14 protein-coding genes are annotated in these 17,393 nt (G+C 66.1%); 9 read left to right on the plus strand and 5 right to left on the minus strand.

Annotated features, from left to right (window positions below; all coding sequences use genetic code 11):
• The first annotated feature begins 1 nt into the window (after window position 1).
• The 4 genes from AC25M7_RS16920 (at window position 2) to ggt (ending at window position 4,234) form a co-directional block, all read left to right on the plus strand.
• Window positions 2–1,600, plus strand: a complete 1,599-nt coding sequence (locus AC25M7_RS16920) for a GMC family oxidoreductase (RefSeq protein ID WP_486971292.1) — start codon at window positions 2–4, stop codon at window positions 1,598–1,600.
• A 111-nt stretch (window positions 1,601–1,711) separates the two neighbouring features.
• Complete coding sequence (coaD, locus tag AC25M7_RS16925) at window positions 1,712–2,191, plus strand: pantetheine-phosphate adenylyltransferase (protein WP_028689146.1); 480 nt, start codon at window positions 1,712–1,714, stop codon at window positions 2,189–2,191.
• Window positions 2,192–2,300: 109 nt separating this feature from the next.
• A complete protein-coding gene (locus tag AC25M7_RS16930; RefSeq protein WP_011531711.1) occupies window positions 2,301–2,552 on the plus strand; it encodes a YfhL family 4Fe-4S dicluster ferredoxin in 252 nt (83 codons plus the stop codon).
• Window positions 2,552–4,234, plus strand: coding sequence for a gamma-glutamyltransferase (ggt, locus tag AC25M7_RS16935; protein ID WP_486971293.1), 1,683 nt, complete (start codon window positions 2,552–2,554; stop codon window positions 4,232–4,234). Before AC25M7_RS16930 ends, ggt begins: the two co-directional genes overlap by 1 nt.
• Before the next feature lie 60 nt (window positions 4,235–4,294).
• Here ggt and mutM read toward each other — a convergent pair whose 3' ends face one another.
• Window positions 4,295–5,107: a bifunctional DNA-formamidopyrimidine glycosylase/DNA-(apurinic or apyrimidinic site) lyase gene (mutM, locus tag AC25M7_RS16940; protein ID WP_486971294.1), complete on the minus strand. Its 813-nt coding sequence runs from the start codon at window positions 5,105–5,107 to the stop codon at window positions 4,295–4,297.
• A gap of 3 nt (window positions 5,108–5,110) precedes the next feature.
• Window positions 5,111–5,929, minus strand: coding sequence for an HDOD domain-containing protein (locus tag AC25M7_RS16945; RefSeq protein WP_172402408.1), 819 nt, complete (start codon window positions 5,927–5,929; stop codon window positions 5,111–5,113).
• 231 nt (window positions 5,930–6,160) lie between these two features.
• Here AC25M7_RS16945 and AC25M7_RS16950 point away from each other — a divergent pair, with 231 nt between their 5' ends.
• On the plus strand, window positions 6,161–7,357 hold the full coding sequence (locus tag AC25M7_RS16950) for a class I SAM-dependent rRNA methyltransferase (RefSeq protein ID WP_050707380.1): 1,197 nt from the start codon (window positions 6,161–6,163) through the stop codon (window positions 7,355–7,357).
• Between the two features lie 70 nt (window positions 7,358–7,427).
• On the opposite strand, the gene AC25M7_RS16955 is transcribed toward AC25M7_RS16950, so the two are convergent.
• Window positions 7,428–9,104, minus strand: coding sequence for a DUF4153 domain-containing protein (locus tag AC25M7_RS16955; protein ID WP_486971295.1), 1,677 nt, complete (start codon window positions 9,102–9,104; stop codon window positions 7,428–7,430).
• A 317-nt stretch (window positions 9,105–9,421) separates the two neighbouring features.
• On the opposite strand from AC25M7_RS16955, the gene ilvD reads away from it, so the two are divergent.
• Window positions 9,422–11,263 carry a dihydroxy-acid dehydratase gene (ilvD, locus tag AC25M7_RS16960; RefSeq protein WP_028689152.1) on the plus strand — a complete coding sequence of 614 codons (1,842 nt, stop codon included), beginning with the start codon at window positions 9,422–9,424 and terminating at the stop codon, window positions 11,261–11,263.
• Between the two features lie 76 nt (window positions 11,264–11,339).
• Here the strand turns inward: ilvD and AC25M7_RS16965 are convergent, their stop codons facing one another.
• Window positions 11,340–12,395, minus strand: coding sequence for an HAD family hydrolase (locus AC25M7_RS16965; protein WP_199522820.1), 1,056 nt, complete (start codon window positions 12,393–12,395; stop codon window positions 11,340–11,342).
• A gap of 247 nt (window positions 12,396–12,642) precedes the next feature.
• Here AC25M7_RS16965 and AC25M7_RS16970 point away from each other — a divergent pair, with 247 nt between their 5' ends.
• The gene (locus AC25M7_RS16970; protein ID WP_486971296.1) at window positions 12,643–14,034 is read left to right on the plus strand and encodes an L-cystine transporter; all 1,392 of its coding nucleotides are present in this window, start codon (window positions 12,643–12,645) and stop codon (window positions 14,032–14,034) included.
• Between the two features lie 34 nt (window positions 14,035–14,068).
• Here AC25M7_RS16970 and AC25M7_RS16975 read toward each other — a convergent pair whose 3' ends face one another.
• Complete coding sequence (locus AC25M7_RS16975; RefSeq protein ID WP_028689155.1) at window positions 14,069–14,587, minus strand: dihydrofolate reductase; 519 nt, start codon at window positions 14,585–14,587, stop codon at window positions 14,069–14,071.
• A 54-nt stretch (window positions 14,588–14,641) separates the two neighbouring features.
• Here AC25M7_RS16975 and AC25M7_RS16980 point away from each other — a divergent pair, with 54 nt between their 5' ends.
• Window positions 14,642–16,033, plus strand: a complete 1,392-nt coding sequence (locus AC25M7_RS16980) for a DUF2868 domain-containing protein (RefSeq protein WP_486971297.1) — start codon at window positions 14,642–14,644, stop codon at window positions 16,031–16,033.
• The gene (locus tag AC25M7_RS16985) at window positions 16,026–17,390 is read left to right on the plus strand and encodes a GTPase/DUF3482 domain-containing protein (RefSeq protein ID WP_186594759.1); all 1,365 of its coding nucleotides are present in this window, start codon (window positions 16,026–16,028) and stop codon (window positions 17,388–17,390) included. Before AC25M7_RS16980 ends, AC25M7_RS16985 begins: the two co-directional genes overlap by 8 nt.
• Window positions 17,391–17,393 lie beyond the last annotated feature (3 nt).

Below are 17,393 nucleotides of genomic sequence, written 5' to 3' on the forward strand. Positions count from 1 at the left end.
AATGCCCGTCCCCGACCCGTTTCGCCAAGGCCTCGCCCGAGGCTGGATCACCCACGATGGCTCGCGCCTTGAGCAGGACCTGAGCCTGGAAGCCGACGTCGCCGTGATCGGCAGTGGCGCGGGCGGCGCCACAACCGCCGAACGGCTGAGCGCGGCCGGCCTGAAGGTACTGCTGATCGAGGAGGGCCCGCTGAAGACCAGCAGCGACTTCCACCTGCTGGAGCACGAAGCCTATGCCGATCTCTACCAGGAGGGCCTGGGCCGCCTGAGCAAGGACGGCGCCATTACCATCCTGCAGGGTCGGGCGGTGGGCGGCACCACCCTGGTCAACTGGACCTCGAGTTTCCGCACGCCGCCGCAGACCCTGGAGCACTGGGCCCGTGAACATGGGGTCAAGGGCCTGGACAGCGACAGCCTGAAACCCTGGTTCGAACGCATGGAGCAGCACCTGGGCATCAGCCCCTGGATGATGCCGCCCAATGCCAACAACGATGTGCTGCGTCGCGGCTGCGAGGCGCTCGGCCTGCGCTGGGCGGTGATACCGCGCAACGTGCGCGGTTGCTGGAACCTGGGTTACTGCGGCATGGGCTGCCCGGTCAACGCCAAGCAGTCGATGCTGGTCACCAGTATTCCGGCCACTCTCGAGCAAGGCGGCGAACTGCTCTACCTGGCCCGCGCCGAGCGCATCAGCCACGATGGCCAACGCATCGACCACCTGCAATGCCAGGCCCTGGACGCCCAGGGGATCCAGCCCACGGGGCGCCAGGTGCGGGTGCGCGCCCGGCATTACGTACTGGCCGGGGGCGGCATCAACAGCCCAGCGCTGCTGCTGCGCTCCGAAGCGCCCGACCCCCACCAGCGCCTGGGCAAACGCACCTTCCTGCACCTGGTCAACTTCAGCGCCGCGCAGTTCGAGGCGAAGATCGACCCGTACTACGGCGCGCCGCAGTCGATCTACAGCGACCAGTTCCAATGGCAGGAAGGCGTCGCCGGCCCGGTCGGCTACAAGCTCGAAGTCCCGCCGCTGCACCCGGCCCTGGCCAGCACCCTGCTCGGTGGCCATGGCCAGGACAATGCCCTGCGCATGGCCGAGCTGCCCCATACCCACGTGATGCTGGCGCTGCTGCGCGATGGTTTCCACCCGGACAGCCCCGGCGGCCAGGTGGAGTTGCGTGGCGATGGCTCGCCGGTGCTCGACTACCCGGTCACCGACTACCTTCACGACGGGCTGCGCCGGGCCTGGCACAGCATGGCACAGATCCAGTTCGCCGCCGGTGCCCGCCGGGTGCTGCCGGTGCATGGCGATGCCCGGTATGTCGATAACCCGGAGCAGGCCAAGGCGTTGATCGACAGCCTGCCCCTGGAACTGTTTCGCATGCGCCTGGGCAGCGCCCACGTCATGGGCGGCTGCGCCCTGGGCGAGGATCCGCGCCAGGCGGTGTGCGACAGCCTGGGCCGGCATCACCAGCTGGAAAACCTGTCGGTCCACGACGGTTCGCTGTTCCCCACCAGCATCGGCGCCAACCCGCAGCTTTCGGTCTACGCCTTGACCGCCCTGCTTAGCGAAGCGCTGGCTGGCCGCCTGGCACCCAGCGCATGACAGCCAATAGCCATGCTGTCTATAGTGCCATCGACCGGCCACGCGACTTGGCCGGGCGCAGTCGCTGCGCTACCATCCGACTCCCCAACGCACTCCAGCCAGGATGACGCGATGAACCGAGTGTTGTACCCGGGTACTTTCGACCCCATTACCAAAGGCCATGGCGACTTGGTCGAGCGCGCCTCGCGCCTGTTCGACCATGTGATCATCGCCGTGGCGGCCAGCCCCAAGAAAAACCCCCTGTTCCCCTTGGAGCAACGGGTAGCGCTGGCCCGCGAGGTCACCAAGCACCTGCCCAATGTCGAAGTCATCGGCTTTTCCTCGCTGCTGGCGCATTTCGCCAAGGAGCAGAACGCCAACGTGTTCCTGCGCGGCCTGCGCGCGGTATCCGACTTCGAGTACGAGTTCCAACTGGCCAACATGAACCGCCAGCTGGCGCCGGACGTCGAGAGCCTGTTCCTTACGCCCTCCGAGCGCTATTCGTTCATTTCTTCGACATTGGTTCGGGAAATCGCCGCGTTGGGCGGTGATATCAGCAAGTTCGTCCACCCTGCCGTTGCCGACGCGCTGACCGAGCGCTTTCGCAAGTAAGCCGCGCGGTCACGATGTCGCGCCCGCGTGCACTGCGGGCGCGAATCCGGCACAATTGTGCCCATCGCTTTGAACCATGCCCGGGCCCAACGCCCCGGCCGGAGTCCCCATGTCCCTGATCATCACCGACGATTGCATCAACTGCGACGTCTGCGAACCCGAGTGCCCGAACGCCGCCATCTCGCAAGGCGAAGAGATCTATGTGATCGACCCGAACCTGTGCACCCAGTGTGTCGGCCACTATGACGAGCCCCAGTGCCAGCAAGTCTGTCCGGTGGACTGCATCCCCCTGGATGAAGCCCACCCGGAAACCGAAGACGAACTGATGGCCAAATACCGCCGGATCACCGGCAAGGCCTGATGCCGTTCGTCGCCGCGCTTCGCCACGCAGCCCTCGGCGCCCTCCTGGCGCTGCTGGCCCATGGCGCCCTGGCCGCCGGGCCAGGCCAGGCGGCGATCGCCAGCCCGCACGGTGAAGCCACCGCGGCGGCAAGGCAGATCCTGCAGCAAGGCGGCAATGCCTTCGATGCCGCCGTGGCCATCGGCGCCACGCTGGCCGTTGTCGAACCCTACGGCTCCGGCCTTGGCGGCGGCGGGTTCTTCCTGCTGCGCGAGAGCGCTGACAGCCCACGCTATGCCTTCCTCGACGCCCGCGAGCGCGCCCCGGCCGCCGCCCGGGCCGACATGTACCTGAAGAATGGCAAGGTCCAACCAGGATTGTCGATCAACGGCCCATTGGCCGCTGCCATCCCTGGCTTGCCCCAGGCACTGGCCGACCTGGCCGCGACCCACGGCAAGCTGCCGCTCAAGGACAGCCTGGCCCCGGCCATCCGCCTGGCCAACCAGGGCTTTGCCGTCGACCGCATTTACCGCGACCGCGCGACCATGCGTCTGAGCGCCCTGCGCGACAATGCCGAAAGCGCCCGGTTGTTCCTCGCCGGCAACGACGTACCGGCACTCGGCACGGTGATTCGCCAACCGGAACTGGCCGCGACCCTGCAGGCCATGGCCGAGCACGGCCGCGACGGCTTCTACCGTGGCCCGACGGCCCACCGCCTGGTCGACGGCGTGCGCCAGGCCGGCGGTGTCTGGACCCTCGATGACCTCGCCGGCTACCACACCGCCTGGCGCGAGCCGCTGCGCTATCCACTGGCCGACCAGCGCGAGCTGATCAGCAGTCCACCGCCCTCGGCCGGTGGCGTGGCCCTGGCCCAGAGCCTGGCCATGCTCCAGCGCCTGCCCTGGCAGAGCGCCGAACCGGTGCAGCGCAGCCATTATGTTATCGAAGTGCTGCGCCGCGCCTACCGCGACCGTGGCCTGCTGGGCGACCCGGACTACGTGGCCAACCCCATCAACCGCCTGCTGGCGCGCCAGTACCTGACCGGCCTGGCCGACAGCATCGACGTGCGCCAGGCCACCCCCAGCAGCGCCCTGCCCCATTCACCGGCCTGGCGCGAAGGCGACCACACCACCCACTTCACGGTGATCGACGCCGACGGCAATGCCGTGTCCGCCACGCTGTCGGTCAACCTGCCATTCGGCGCGGCATTCAGCGTGCCCGGCACCGGCGTGGTGCTGAACAACGAGATGGACGACTTCGCCGCCGACCCCACCGGCAGCAACAGCTATGGGTTGGCCGGCAGCCAGGCCAACGCGGTGGCGGCGGGCAAGCGGCCCTTGTCGAGCATGAGCCCGACCTTCATCGAAAGCCCCAGCCAGTTCGCCAGCTTCGGCACGCCGGGCGGCAGCCGGATTCCGAGCATGGTGCTGCTGTCGGTGATGGGGTTCCTCGAAGGACGGCCGGTGGCCGAGTGGCCGGCGACGCCGCGCTATCACCATCAGTACCTGCCGGATGTGGTGGAGCATGAGCCGGGGACGTTCAGTTCTGGGCAAATGGCCCAGCTCGAGGAGCGTGGATATCGGCTGAAGGATGTCGGGCGCCAATACGGGAATCAGCAGGTGCTGTACTGGGACAAAGCTGGCGGGACCGTGGAGGCGGCCAGTGACCCCAGGGGTGTAGGGCAGGCGGCGATAGTCGACTGATCCGGCCCTGTCGCGGGGCAAGCCCGCTCCAACGAGAGCGAGCCAACAAGGCCTGCGGCATCAACGCTGGCATTTCGGGCAGAACACGCTCGCCCGCTGCCCCAGCTTCACTTCACGCAACTCGGTGCCACACACCTTGCACGGCTGACCACCGCGTCCATAGACGAACAGTTCCTGCTGGAAGTACCCCGGCTGCCCATCGCCTCCGATGAAGTCGCGCAAGGTGGTCCCGCCCTGCTCGATGGCCGCCGCCAGCACCCGCTTGATCTCGATCGCCAGCTTCAGGTAGCGCGCCCGGGAGATTCCACCTGCCTCGCGGCGCGGGTCGATCCCGGCGGCGAACAGTGCTTCGGTGGCGTAGATGTTGCCCACGCCCACCACCACGGCGTTGTCCATGATGAACGGCTTGACCGCCATCGAGCGCCCCCGGGACAGCTGGAACAGCCGCTCGCCGTCGAACAGCTCGGTCAGCGGCTCCGGCCCCAGGCGAATCAGCAGTTCATGGTTGAGCGGATCGACGCTCCAGAGCATGGCCCCGAAACGGCGCGGGTCGGTATAGCGCAGCATCAGCCCTGACTCGAGCTCAATATCCACATGCTCGTGCTTGGCCGCCGGCAAGCCCAGTTCGACCAGGCGCAGGTTGCCCGACATACCCAGGTGACTGATCAAGGTGCCGACCTCAGCGTTGATCAGCAGGTACTTGGCGCGGCGCTCGACGCTGACGATATGCTGCCCCGACAGGCGCACGTCGAGGTCTTCCGGGATCGGCCAGCGCAGGCGCCGGTCGCGCACCACCACGCGGCTGACCCGCTGCCCTTCCAGGTGGGGCGCGATGCCGCGCCGCGTCGTCTCGACCTCTGGCAGTTCCGGCATGACTCAGTGCCCGCCCATTTCGCGGATGTTCTGCTTGAGCTGCTCGAAGTCGTATTCGGTCAGGCCGATGTAATCCAGCACCAGCGGGCCAACCATGTTCCACTCGTGATCGACGCTCTGGTTGCCCAGCACGCGGTAGGAGGCGCAAATGTGCTCGGACATCTTCAGCACCGCCAGCAAGTTCTTCAGCTGGGTCTGGGTATTGCGCGAGGATTCGTCGCGGAACACCGCCAGGGCGTTGTGGTGGTTAGCGATGGCGGCGCTGATGTGCTCCGGTAGGCGCCAGGACTTGGCGGTGAAATAGCCGACCACCGAGTGGTTGGTGTTGAACACGCGGTTCTCGGTGTCCACCACGCGGACCTCGTCATTGGTCTTGGCGTAGGACTCCTCCAGCACTTCCATGTAGTTGGGGAAACGCTTGTGCATCAACGGCACGCCGCAGTCGTGGAACAGGCCCAGGGTGTAGGCCTCGTCCACCGCCTGGATGCCGGTGCGCTTGGCCAGGGTCAGGCAGGTCATGGCCACGTCCTGGGCGGTGTCCCAGAACGGGTTGAGGGTGACGATGGTCTCGTCGGTCATTTCACCCCTGATCGACTGGGCGTTGATCAGGTTGATGATCGAACGGCTGCCCAGCAGGTTCACGGCGCGCTGGATCGAACCGATCTTGTTCGCCAGGCCGAACTGCGCCGAGTTGACCAGTTTCAGCAAGGCGCCGGAAAGGCCCGGGTCCTGGCTGATCAGCTTGGCGATGGTCTCAAGGTCCGGGTCGGGCATGTACTGCTCGAACTGCAGGTCGACCATGATCTGCGGCTGCGGCGGGATGGTGATGCCCTGCAGGGCTTGCTGGATCTGTTCGGCGGTAAGTTCCTGGGACATTCGTGCATTCTCGCTGGGGACGGGGGATTCTAACCCTGTACGCCGGTAGGGTAACTATCAGTGGATCGTTGGACCCCAAAATTTCTTTAGCCATGGGCGCGGACCACTTGGTCGAACCCATCAGCGAACCTGAGGCCAACACGGTATACTCCCGCTCTTTTTTCCCGGAGCGACGTCATGTCCCTGCCCAGCCTTCGCCTCAAAGCCAATGCCGACCGCCGCCTGCGCGCCGGCCACCTGTGGGTTTACAGCAATGAAGTCGACGTCGCCGCGACCCCGCTGCAGGGCCTGAAGGCCGGCCAGCAGGCCATCCTCGAGGCCGCCAACGGCAAGCCCCTGGGCGTAGTGGCGATGAGCCCGAACAACCTGATCTGCGCCCGTCTGCTGTCGCGCGACGTCAAGCTGCCGCTGGACAAGTCGCTGCTGGTGCACCGCCTGAACGTCGCCCTGTCGCTGCGCGAGCGCCTGTTCGACAAGCCGTGCTACCGCCTGGTCTACGGCGATTCCGACCTGCTGCCGGGCCTGGTGGTCGACCGCTTCTTCGACATCCTCGTGGTACAGCTGGCCTCGGCCACCATGGAAGCGCACAAGGACGACGTCATCGCCGCCCTGGTCCAGGTGCTGAAGCCGAGCGGCATCCTGTTCAAGAACGACTCCGCCGCCCGTGACGCCGAAGGCCTCGGCCGCTATGTCGAGACCGTCTACGGCGAAGTGCCAGACTGGGTCGCGCTGGAAGAGAACGGCGTGAAGTTCGAGGCTCCGGTACGCGAAGGCCAGAAGACCGGCTGGTTCTACGACCACCGCATGAACCGCGCCCGCCTGGCCCCCTATGTCAAGGGCAAGCGTGTGCTCGACCTGTTCAGCTATATCGGTGGCTGGGGCGTGCAGGCCGGTGCGTTCGGCGCCAGCGAAGTCTTCTGCGTGGATGCTTCCGGCTTTGCCCTCGATGGCGTTGAGCGTAACGCCGCGCTGAACGGCATCAGCGAAAAACTGACCTGCATCGAAGGTGACGTATTCGAGGCCCTGCGCGAGCTGAAGGCCGCCGAAGAGCGTTTCGACGTGATCATTGCCGACCCGCCCGCCTTCATCAAGCGCAAGAAGGACCTGAAGAACGGCGAGGCCGCCTACCGCCGCCTCAACGAACAGGCCATGCGCATGCTCACCAAGGACGGCATCCTGGTCAGCGCCTCGTGCTCGATGCACCTGCCCGAGGACGACCTGAACAACATCCTGCTGACCAGCGCCCGCCACCTGGACCGCAACCTGCAAATGCTCGAGCGCGGCGGCCAGGGCCCGGACCACCCGGTGCACCCGGCGATTGCCGAGACCCGCTACATCAAGAGCATCACCTGCAGGTTGCTGCCCAACAGCTAAGTGGTGCTTGTTCCGGGGCCGCTCTGCGGCCCCGGCTCCCTCAAACGCTCACGCCCATGCGCGCCAACCGCTACCGCCTGAAGTCCGGCACCAGTTCCTGGCCATCGATGCTGAGCGTCTTGTAACGCGGCGCCACCAGTTTCACCGCGCCCTCGCGAATGCCTTTGGCCAGGCCCTCGAGGTTTTCCATGCTGCCGCTCAGGCTGCCCACTTCACGCCACTCGCGCTCCTCCCAGGTGAACACGAACACACTCGATGCATAGGTGTGCCGGGGGATCATCAACACTTCATTGTGCCCATCACCATCCAGATCGACCGCCCACAAGTAGCATCCCTTGCCACCGCACTGGCTTTGAGCAAGCGTCGAATCGGCCAGTGACTCGCTGGTGGACTGCACCGGCCCCAGCCACTCGAACGTCGGACCCTGCGTTTCGACCACTTCCGGCCGACGCACCTGCGCCATCAGCCCCAGCAATTGCTCGCGGCGGCCCGCATCGAACAGCTCATCCGTTTCCAGCCGCTTCTCCAGTTGCTCGAAGGCGGCACGCCCAGGCTGACCAAGGTCGCGGTACAAGGTCCCGGCATCGAACTCGGTAATCGGCGTGCGCCCACCGAGCAGGCGCTCGACCTGACTCTTCGCACTCAACACCTGCGGGTCGAGCAACGGTGTATAGAACAGCACTATTAGCACCGCGCTGAGCAGAGCGATCCACGGATTGCTCACGCGCAGACTGTTCAGCCATCCCTGGCGCGAAGCCACCACCGCCCAGACCGCCGCCAAGCCATGTACCAGCATCACGCCCACCAGCAACACCGCCATGATCCGTGAGGGTGTCAAACCGTACTGATCGATGCGTAGCCAACTTGCGTAGGCCGCCAGGCCCACCAGCACCGGCAGGCACACCAGGCTGGCCTCCACCAGGCGCTTGAGCGGCGCAGGGTAGACGCTGGGTTGTCGGCCGTCCTGGAACACCCCGTTGACCAGGAACAGGTTAATGCCTGCCAGTACCAGCAGGAGGCTGGTCGAGTAACCGGTGTCCCACACAGGCTGCAGGCCGGAAAGCGGCAACGTCAGGGTAAACAGCACGGCGATCAGCGCGCTGAGCGGCAACAGGAAGCGGCACAGCGTCAACAGGATGCCGCGCAGCAGGCCGATGATCTTTTCGTTCTCCCGCCCCATGCGCATCCCCAGGGAGAACACCACCGGCAGTACCAGCCAGAGAAACACCGCAGACTCCACCACATCCGTGACCTGCGGTATGCCGAGCATGCCGAACAGCAGCGCGCACAACCACAGCAACTGCCAGAACAGGCCAGTCAGCATTTGCGCCAGGAACAGGATGAACACGTTGTTCCAGGCATGCCGGAACAGGTCCTCATAGCGCGGCGCCCCCCCTTCGCGGGTCGGCCAGGCAAGAATGAACGCGGTGCCTATGTAGCCCAGCACGACGGCGGCCAGGAACCAGGTCTGCTGCAGCCAGCCCATACCCTCGCTACCCAGGACCCCGGCACTGATCCCGCTGATCAGCAGGGTCAGGCCCAACACCAGCCAGCCGGTGCCACGCTGGCGCACCGCGCTGCCGAGCAGTTGCAGGTTCACGCCGGCCACGACCACCGCGGCGCACAGGGCTACCGACAGGTTGAAGCCAAGCAGCTCGCCTTGCCCCTTCACGGTGGTGAGCAGCACCAGGCCCTGGATCAGGCCGATGAAGACGTAGAACAATAAGGAGCGACTTGGCGCTGGCATTGCAAATCCTTTTGGCCAGTGGAACAGGAAGCGCGCAAGTCTACCCAAACCCGCCCGGACCACGCCAAGGCCTTTACCTTGCGGGCTGGGGACAGCCAATTATCACAACGCCATTCCCTAGCGGGCGTGGCGGTGTAGAATCGAGCCATTCATCGCCAGACATCCCCGGCGGGTTTATGAGCTCTGGTCGAGCCTGCGGCGATCCCGCGAGGTCTTCGGCCCCCATCCTTGCCAGCGGCAACCGGCCTTCGGCGTTTCAGGACAAGAGAAGCTCACTCCCTATTTACGTGACGTGATTTAGCCGCCAGGAGCGCTCCATGCCTGATTATCGTTCCAAGACTTCCACCCAAGGCCGCAACATGGCCGGTGCCCGTGCCCTGTGGCGCGCCACCGGGATGAAGGACGAAGACTTCAAGAAACCGATCATCGCCATCGCCAACTCGTTCACCCAGTTCGTCCCGGGTCATGTGCACCTGAAGGACTTGGGCCAACTGGTCGCCCGCGAGATCGAACGCGCCGGTGGCGTGGCGAAAGAGTTCAACACCATCGCCGTGGACGACGGCATCGCCATGGGCCATGACGGCATGCTCTACTCGCTGCCCAGCCGCGAGATCATCGCCGACGCGGTCGAGTACATGGTCAACGCCCACTGCGCCGACGCCATCGTCTGCATCTCCAACTGCGACAAGATCACCCCCGGCATGCTGATGGCCGCCCTGCGCCTGAACATCCCGGTGATCTTCGTCTCCGGCGGCCCGATGGAAGCTGGCAAGACCAAGCTGGCCAGCCACGGCCTGGACCTGGTCGACGCCATGGTGATCGCCGCCGACTCCACCGCCAGCGACGAGAAAGTCGCCGAGTACGAGCGTAGCGCCTGCCCGACCTGCGGTTCGTGCTCCGGCATGTTCACCGCCAACTCGATGAACTGCCTGACCGAGGCCCTGGGTCTGGCCTTGCCGGGCAACGGTTCGACCCTGGCCACCCACTCGGACCGCGAGCAGCTGTTCCTCACCGCCGGGCGCACCATCGTCGAGCTGTGCAAACGCTACTACGGCGAGAACGATGCGTCGGTACTGCCACGCAGCATCGCCAACTTCAAGGCGTTCGAGAACGCCATGATGCTCGACATCGCCATGGGCGGCTCGACCAACACCATCCTGCACCTGCTGGCCGCAGCGCAGGAGGCCGAGGTGGACTTCGACCTGCGCGACATCGATCGCCTGTCGCGCAAGGTACCGCAGCTGTGCAAGGTGGCGCCGAACATCCAGAAGTACCACATGGAAGACGTGCACCGCGCCGGCGGCATTTTCAGCATCCTCGGCTCGCTGGCCCGTGGCGGCCTGCTGCACACCGACCTGCCGACCGTGCACAGCCCAAGCATGGAAGAGGCCATCGCCAAGTGGGACATTACCCAGACCGATGACGAAGCCGTGCACACCTTCTTCAAGGCAGGCCCGGCCGGTATCCCGACGCAAACCGCGTTCAGCCAGTCGACCCGCTGGGAAACCCTGGACGACGACCGCGAAAACGGCTGCATTCGCAGCATCGAGCACGCCTACTCGCAAGAGGGCGGCCTGGCCGTGCTGTATGGCAACATCGCCCTGGACGGCTGTGTGGTGAAGACCGCCGGTGTCGATGAGTCGATCCACGTGTTCGAAGGCACCGCGAAGATCTTCGAGAGCCAGGACAGCGCGGTACGCGGCATCCTCGCCGACGAAGTGAAGGCTGGCGACATCGTCATCATCCGCTACGAAGGCCCGAAAGGCGGCCCGGGCATGCAGGAGATGCTCTACCCGACCTCGTACCTGAAGTCCAAGGGCCTGGGCAAGGCGTGCGCGCTGCTCACCGATGGCCGCTTCTCCGGCGGGACCTCGGGCCTGTCCATCGGCCACGCCTCGCCGGAAGCGGCAGCGGGCGGCGCCATCGGCCTGGTGCGTGATGGCGACAAGGTGCTGATCGACATCCCGAACCGTTCGATCAACCTGCTGGTCAGCGATGAAGAACTGGCCGAGCGTCGTATCGAGCAGGACAAGAAAGGCTGGAAGCCGGCCGAAGTGCGCCCACGCAAGGTGACCACCGCACTGAAGGCCTACGCCCTGCTGGCGACCAGCGCCGACAAGGGCGCTGTGCGCAACAAGGCGATGCTCGACGGGCTGTGAGGCTCTGAAGGTAAAAAAACCGGCGCCCTGAGCGCCGGTTTTTTATTCCGCCGAGCCCCTGCGGGAGCGGCGTCGGCTACTGGATCTGCTCCGGCGTCACGATCACCCAGTTCTTGTCCGCCGTCACCGGCAGCCCTTCCCTGGCCTGGGCCGCCGCGTTCTTGGCGATCATGCCGTTCAACTGATCCATGTACTTGGCCTTGCGGTTTATCCACAGATGGATGCCGCCCTTGCCCACATCCACACCGTGGAACTGCATGTAGCCATCGCTGGTTGGGGTGTCGCCGCCCACCAGCACCGGTTTCTTCCACTCATCGATGTAGGTGAGGATGGCCGCCTGCTTGCCGGCCATCCAGGTGGCCGGGGTCCACAGGTAAGGCGTCAGCTCCAGGCCTTCATTGGCCTTGGGATCGTAGTGCCCGGCGGTAATTTGCTTGCGCGCCGTGGTCAGCTGGCCATTGGCGCGGTCCTTGAGCAGCAGGCTCACGCCGATCACGTTCTGCGGCTTGACGTTGTAGCCATACTTGGGATCGGAGGCGACCATGCGCACCAGCTCTTCGGAGGCCGCGGAAATGACATAAACCTCGATGCCGTTCTCCATCAGCTTGTTGTACAGCTCGGCCTGGCCGGTGAATACCTTGGGCGGCTGCACCTCGATGGTCTTGACCTGATCCCCCTCGAAATAGGTACTGGGGATCGGCTTGCCCGAGGCCATCAGCTCATCGACCTGCTGCTTCAGCTCCTTGAGGGTGAAGCCCGAGAACACTTGGGCTACCCAGGGGTAGCAGACCATGTCGTCGAGCTCGCACAGGCGATAGTAGTAGCTGAACAGGCTCTCCTTGTGCTCGGCGGTGTCCTTGAACGGGATCAGCTTGAGCGAGGGGTCGAGCTTGTCGCGGGTCAGCAGGCCCTTGTTTTCCATGAACGGCAACAGCGCCTCCTCAAGGTCGAAGCGGTAGCTGGTGTTGTCCATGTCGAACACCGCGTAGTTACCCTTGTTGGCGTTGGCGGCAATCATCGCGTCGAGCTTCTGCGCGGCCTCGGCCGGCCAGTGCTTGAGCTCGGTGGCTGCCCAGCTGCTGGCGCTCAGCAACAGGGCCAGGCTGCCGGCAAGGATTCTCGGAGCAGACATCATGTGCGGTTCTCCCAAAGACGTGGCCGCTCAACCCTAGTCCCGAACTGTGACAAACAGCCACGCGTGAGCGACCCCGAGACAACTGCAAACGTCATGTTCATTGCCAAAAGCGACCAGCCGTTATTCCATAAGCGACTATGCAAATTACCTTTAGGTATAAATTCGTTTGTTTTCAGGCTGTTAGCATTTCCGTTCGTAATCGCTCACAGAGGCGATGCCTCTTCCGCCTTTTCCTGGAGCTTCAATGAACCTGCCGCTGTCACTTAACCTGCTGGCGTTCCTGGCCCTGCTGCTGGGCCTGGCGCAAACCCGCCGCACCGACTGGAGCCTGGCCAAGAAAGTGCTGTTGGGCCTGGTGCTGGGCGTGGTGTTCGGTCTGGTCCTGCACACGATCTACGGCGCCGGCCACCCGGTGCTCAAGGCCACCCTCGGTTGGCTCGACCTGGTCGGCAACGGCTATGTCGGCTTGCTGCAAATGATCGTCATGCCGCTGATCTTCGCCTCCATCCTCAGCGCCGTCGCGCGCTTGCACAACGCCTCGAGCCTGGGCCGGATCAGCGTGCTGAGCATCGGCACCCTGCTGCTGACCACCGCCATCGCGGCGCTGATCGGCATTGCCCTGACCAACCTGTTCGGCCTGACCGCCGAGGGGCTGGTGGCCGGCGCCCAGGAAAGCGCCCGCCTGCAGGCCATCCACAACGACTACGCGGGCAAGGTCGCCGACCTCAACATCCCGCAACTGCTGCTCTCTTTCATCCCGACCAACCCGGTGGGCGACCTGGCCCGGGCCAAGCCAACCTCGATCATCAGCGTGGTGATCTTCGCCGTGTTCCTGGGCCTGGCCGCGCTGCAGCTGATCAAGGACGACAAGGACAAGGGCGAGCGCGCCCTGTCTGCCATCGACGTGCTGCAGGCCTGGGTGATGCGCCTGGTACGCCTGGTGATGAAACTCACCCCCTATGGCGTGCTGGCCTTGATGACCAAGGTGGTGGCCAGCTCCAATCTCGAGGACATCCTCAAGCTGGGCAGCTTCGTGGTGGTGTCATACATCGGCCTGGGCCTGATGTTCGTGGTCCATGGGGTGATCCTGGCGCTGACCGGCGTCAGTCCGCTGCGCTTCCTGCGCAAGGTGTGGCCGGTGCTGACCTTCGCCTTCACCAGCCGCTCCAGCGCCGCCAGCATTCCGCTGAACATCGAGGCGCAGACGCAGCGCCTGGGCGTGCCACAGTCGATCGCCAGTTTCAGCGCCTCGTTCGGTGCGACCATCGGCCAGAACGGCTGCGCTGGGCTCTACCCTGCCATGCTCGCAGTGATGGTGGCTCCGGCGGTGGGCATCGACACCTTTGACCCGCTGTGGATCGCCACCCTGCTGGCCATCGTCACCCTGAGCTCGGCCGGTGTGGCCGGCGTGGGTGGCGGCGCAACCTTCGCCGCGCTGATCGTGCTGCCGGCCATGGGCTTGCCGGTGGAACTGGTAGCCTTGCTGATCTCGGTGGAGCCGCTGATCGACATGGGGCGTACGGCGTTGAACGTGAATGGTTCGATGACCGCGGGGGTGGTTACCAGCCAGTTGCTCAAGCAGACTGATCAGCAGGTGCTGAGCGGGGATGAGCATGCTGAGTTGAGTCATTCCTGATAGATCGCTGGGGCTGCTGCGCAGCCCCAGGTTTTCAGACCTTGTCCCAGACTTCGAAGTGATAAACCGGCCCGTGTCCTTCGGCAGGTTGCGGCTCACTCGCGCTCAGTTGCCACTGTCCGCGATCGAACTCTGGGAACCAGGCATCACCCTTGGGAGACAGCTCCACTCGGGTCAGGTACATCCGGCTCACCAGCCCTTTGTCCAGCGCCTGCCCATACAGCTGCGCGCCACCGATCAGCATCAGCTCGCCGACGCCCTGCTCCCGCGCCCACTGCTCGGCGCGCACCAGTGCCTCTTCCAGCGAAGCGAACACCTCGGCCCCAGCCAGTTGCAGGCCCGGCTGACGGCTGACGACGATATTCAACCGCCCCGGCAGTGGCCGCCCCAGTGAATCCCAGGTCTTGCGCCCCATGATGATCGGCTTGCCCAGGGTGGTGGCCTTGAAGTACTTGAAATCCCCCGGCAGGTGCCAGGGCATGGAGTTGTCGATGCCGATCACACGGTTCTCGGCGAGCGCCGCGATCAGGCTGAGGGGGAGTGATGTGTTCATGCCGGCGAGGATAGCACCGGGCACGTGGGTTATGCTTGCGCACTGACCTGTGCAATGGAAGAGCTTGTGACGGCACCGACTCCACTCGACAAGCGCTGGCTAACCGAAGCGATACGCCTGCGCGAGGAACACGCCGGTCCCCTGGAGGACCAGGAAGCCAACCGTCGCGCCCGCCAGCAAGGCGGCGACCTCGCTGCGCGCATCGAGGCCCGCGCCTTGTGGCTGGCCGAGCGCGACGGCATGGACACGGCACTGCGCCACTGGAACCAGGGCGCGCGCCTGGCACTGCTGGCGCTGATGCTCCTGGCCGTGCTCAGCGGCGCCGGCCTGGGGCTGGCGGCCCTGGGCGACGGCCAGCGGCCGGTGAATGTGTTCTGGGCCCTGGGCAGCCTGCTCGGGCTCAACCTTCTGCTACTGCTCGGCTGGGCCGTGGGCTTCTTTTTTGCCGGCGAGCAGGGCGCGACGCTGGGCCGCCTCTGGCTGTGGCTGAGCGAGCGCCTGGCCCGCGACGCCAAGGCCGCGCAGCTGGCCCCGGCGTTGCTGGTGCTGCTGCAGCGCCAGCGCCTGAACCGCTGGTTGCTCGGCCTGCTGGTGCATGGCCTGTGGCTGCTGGCGATGCTCGCCGCGCTGGGCATGCTCCTGGCCCTGCTGGCGACCCGGCGCTACGGGTTCGTCTGGGAAACCACGCTGCTCGCCGCGCAACCTTTCATCACCCTGACCCAGGCCCTTGGCGCCCTGCCCTCGCTGCTCGGCTTCGCCGTGCCGGACGAAACCATGATCCGCGCCAGCGGCGCCACCCTGCCCGCGCTCGACCTGGCGCGCCAGGCCTGGGCCAGCTGGCTGCTCGGCGTGGTGCTGGTCTACGGCCTGCTGCCGCGCCTGGCGCTGGCCGCATTGTGCCTGTGGCGCTGGCGCCAGGGTCGCGAGCGCCTGACGCTGGACCTCGACCTGCCCGGCTACGCCCAGCTGCGCGAAGCGCTGATGCCGCGCAGCGAACGCATTGGCGTGCAGGACCCTGCCCCCGACACCCTGCCGCGCTTCGAAGCCGGCCAGCTGGAGAGCGGCAGCAGCGGCGCCTTGCTGGTCGGCCTGGAGCTGGACGACCAGCGCCCCTGGCCACCCGCCCTGCCCAAGTCGATCACCCACGCCGGCGTGCTCGACAGCCGGGAGTCGCGCAACAAGCTGCTCGAACAACTGAGCCGCTTCCCCCCGGCACGCCTGGCCATCGCCTGCGACCCACGCCGCTCGCCGGACCGCGGCAGCCTGGCGTTGCTCGCTGAGCTGGCGCGCAATGCCGGCGCCACCCGTATCTGGCTGCTGCAGGCACAACCGGGCCAGGTCCTGGACGCGGCACGCCTGGGCGATTGGCACGAGGCCCTCGACCGGCTGGGCCTGGCCCACGCCGACACTTCGCCCGTGACCTGGCTGGAGCATGGCCATGACTGAGCCGCTGAAACTGGCCGTGGTCGGCCACACCAACGTCGGCAAGACCTCGCTGCTGCGCACCCTGACCCGCGACGTCGGCTTCGGCGAGGTCTCCCACCGCCCCAGCACCACCCGCCATGTGGAAGGCGCGCGCCTGTCGGTGGACGGCGAGCCGCTGCTGGAGCTGTACGACACCCCAGGCCTGGAAGACGCCATCGCCCTGCTCGACTACCTGGAGCGCCTCGAACGTCCGGGCGAACGCCTGGACGGCCCCGCCCGCCTGGAGCGTTTTCTCCAGGGTAGCGAGGCGCGCCAGCGCTTCGAACAGGAAGCCAAGGTGCTGCGCCAACTGCTGGCGAGCAACGCCGGCCTCTATGTGATCGACGCCCGCGAACCGGTGCTGGCCAAGTACCGCGACGAACTGGAAGTACTGGCCGGTTGTGGCAAGCCGCTGCTGCCGGTGCTCAACTTCGTCGCCAGCAGCAAGCACCGCGAGCCGGAATGGCGTGAGGCCCTGGCGCGCCTGGGCTTGCATGCGCTGGTGCGCTTCGACAGCGTAGCCCCACCCGAGGACGGCGAGCGCCGCCTCTACGAAAGCCTGGCACTGCTGCTGGAAGATGCCCGCCCGGCGCTGCAACGGCTGATCGACGACCAGCAGGCCCAGCGCCAGGCCCGCCGGCACAGCGGCAAACGCCTGATCGCCGAGCTGCTGCTCGATTGCGCCGCCTGCCGACGCAGCGTCGAGGCAGAGCCTGCCGCCGAGGCACGGGCCATCGAAGCCCTGCGCCAGGATGTACGCCAGCGCGAGCAACGCTGTGTCGAGTCGCTGCTCAAGCTCTATGCGTTCCGCCGCGAGGATGCCAATGCCGGTGACCTGCCGCTGCTCGACGGCCGCTGGGGCGACGACCTGTTCAACCCGGAAACCCTGAAGCTGCTCGGTGTGCGCCTGGGCAGCGGCGTGGCGGCCGGTGCCGCAGCGGGCGCGGGCGTGGACCTGCTGGTGGGCGGCCTGACCCTGGGCGCCGCCGCGCTCGCGGGCGCCATCGCCGGCGGCGCCTTGCAGACCGCGCGCAACTACGGCTCGCGCCTGATGGGCAAGCTCAAGGGCCAGCGCGAATTGACGGTGGATGACGCCGTGCTGCGCCTGCTGGCGTTGCGTCAGCAGCAGTTGGTCACGGCCCTGGAAGGACGCGGGCACGCGGCGCAGGACAGCATTCGCCTGGCCCCTGCCGACGACAAGGGCTGGCGCGAGGGCAAGCTGCCCGAGGCACTGCGCAGGGCACGGGCGCATCCGCAGTGGTCCACGCTCAATAGTGGGGCGCGGGTCAGCCAGGCCGAGCGGCAGGAGCAGGTGGAAGCCCTGGTGGCAGAGCTGTAGCGC

Source organism: Pseudomonas sp. P106(2024) (assembly GCF_057480815.1).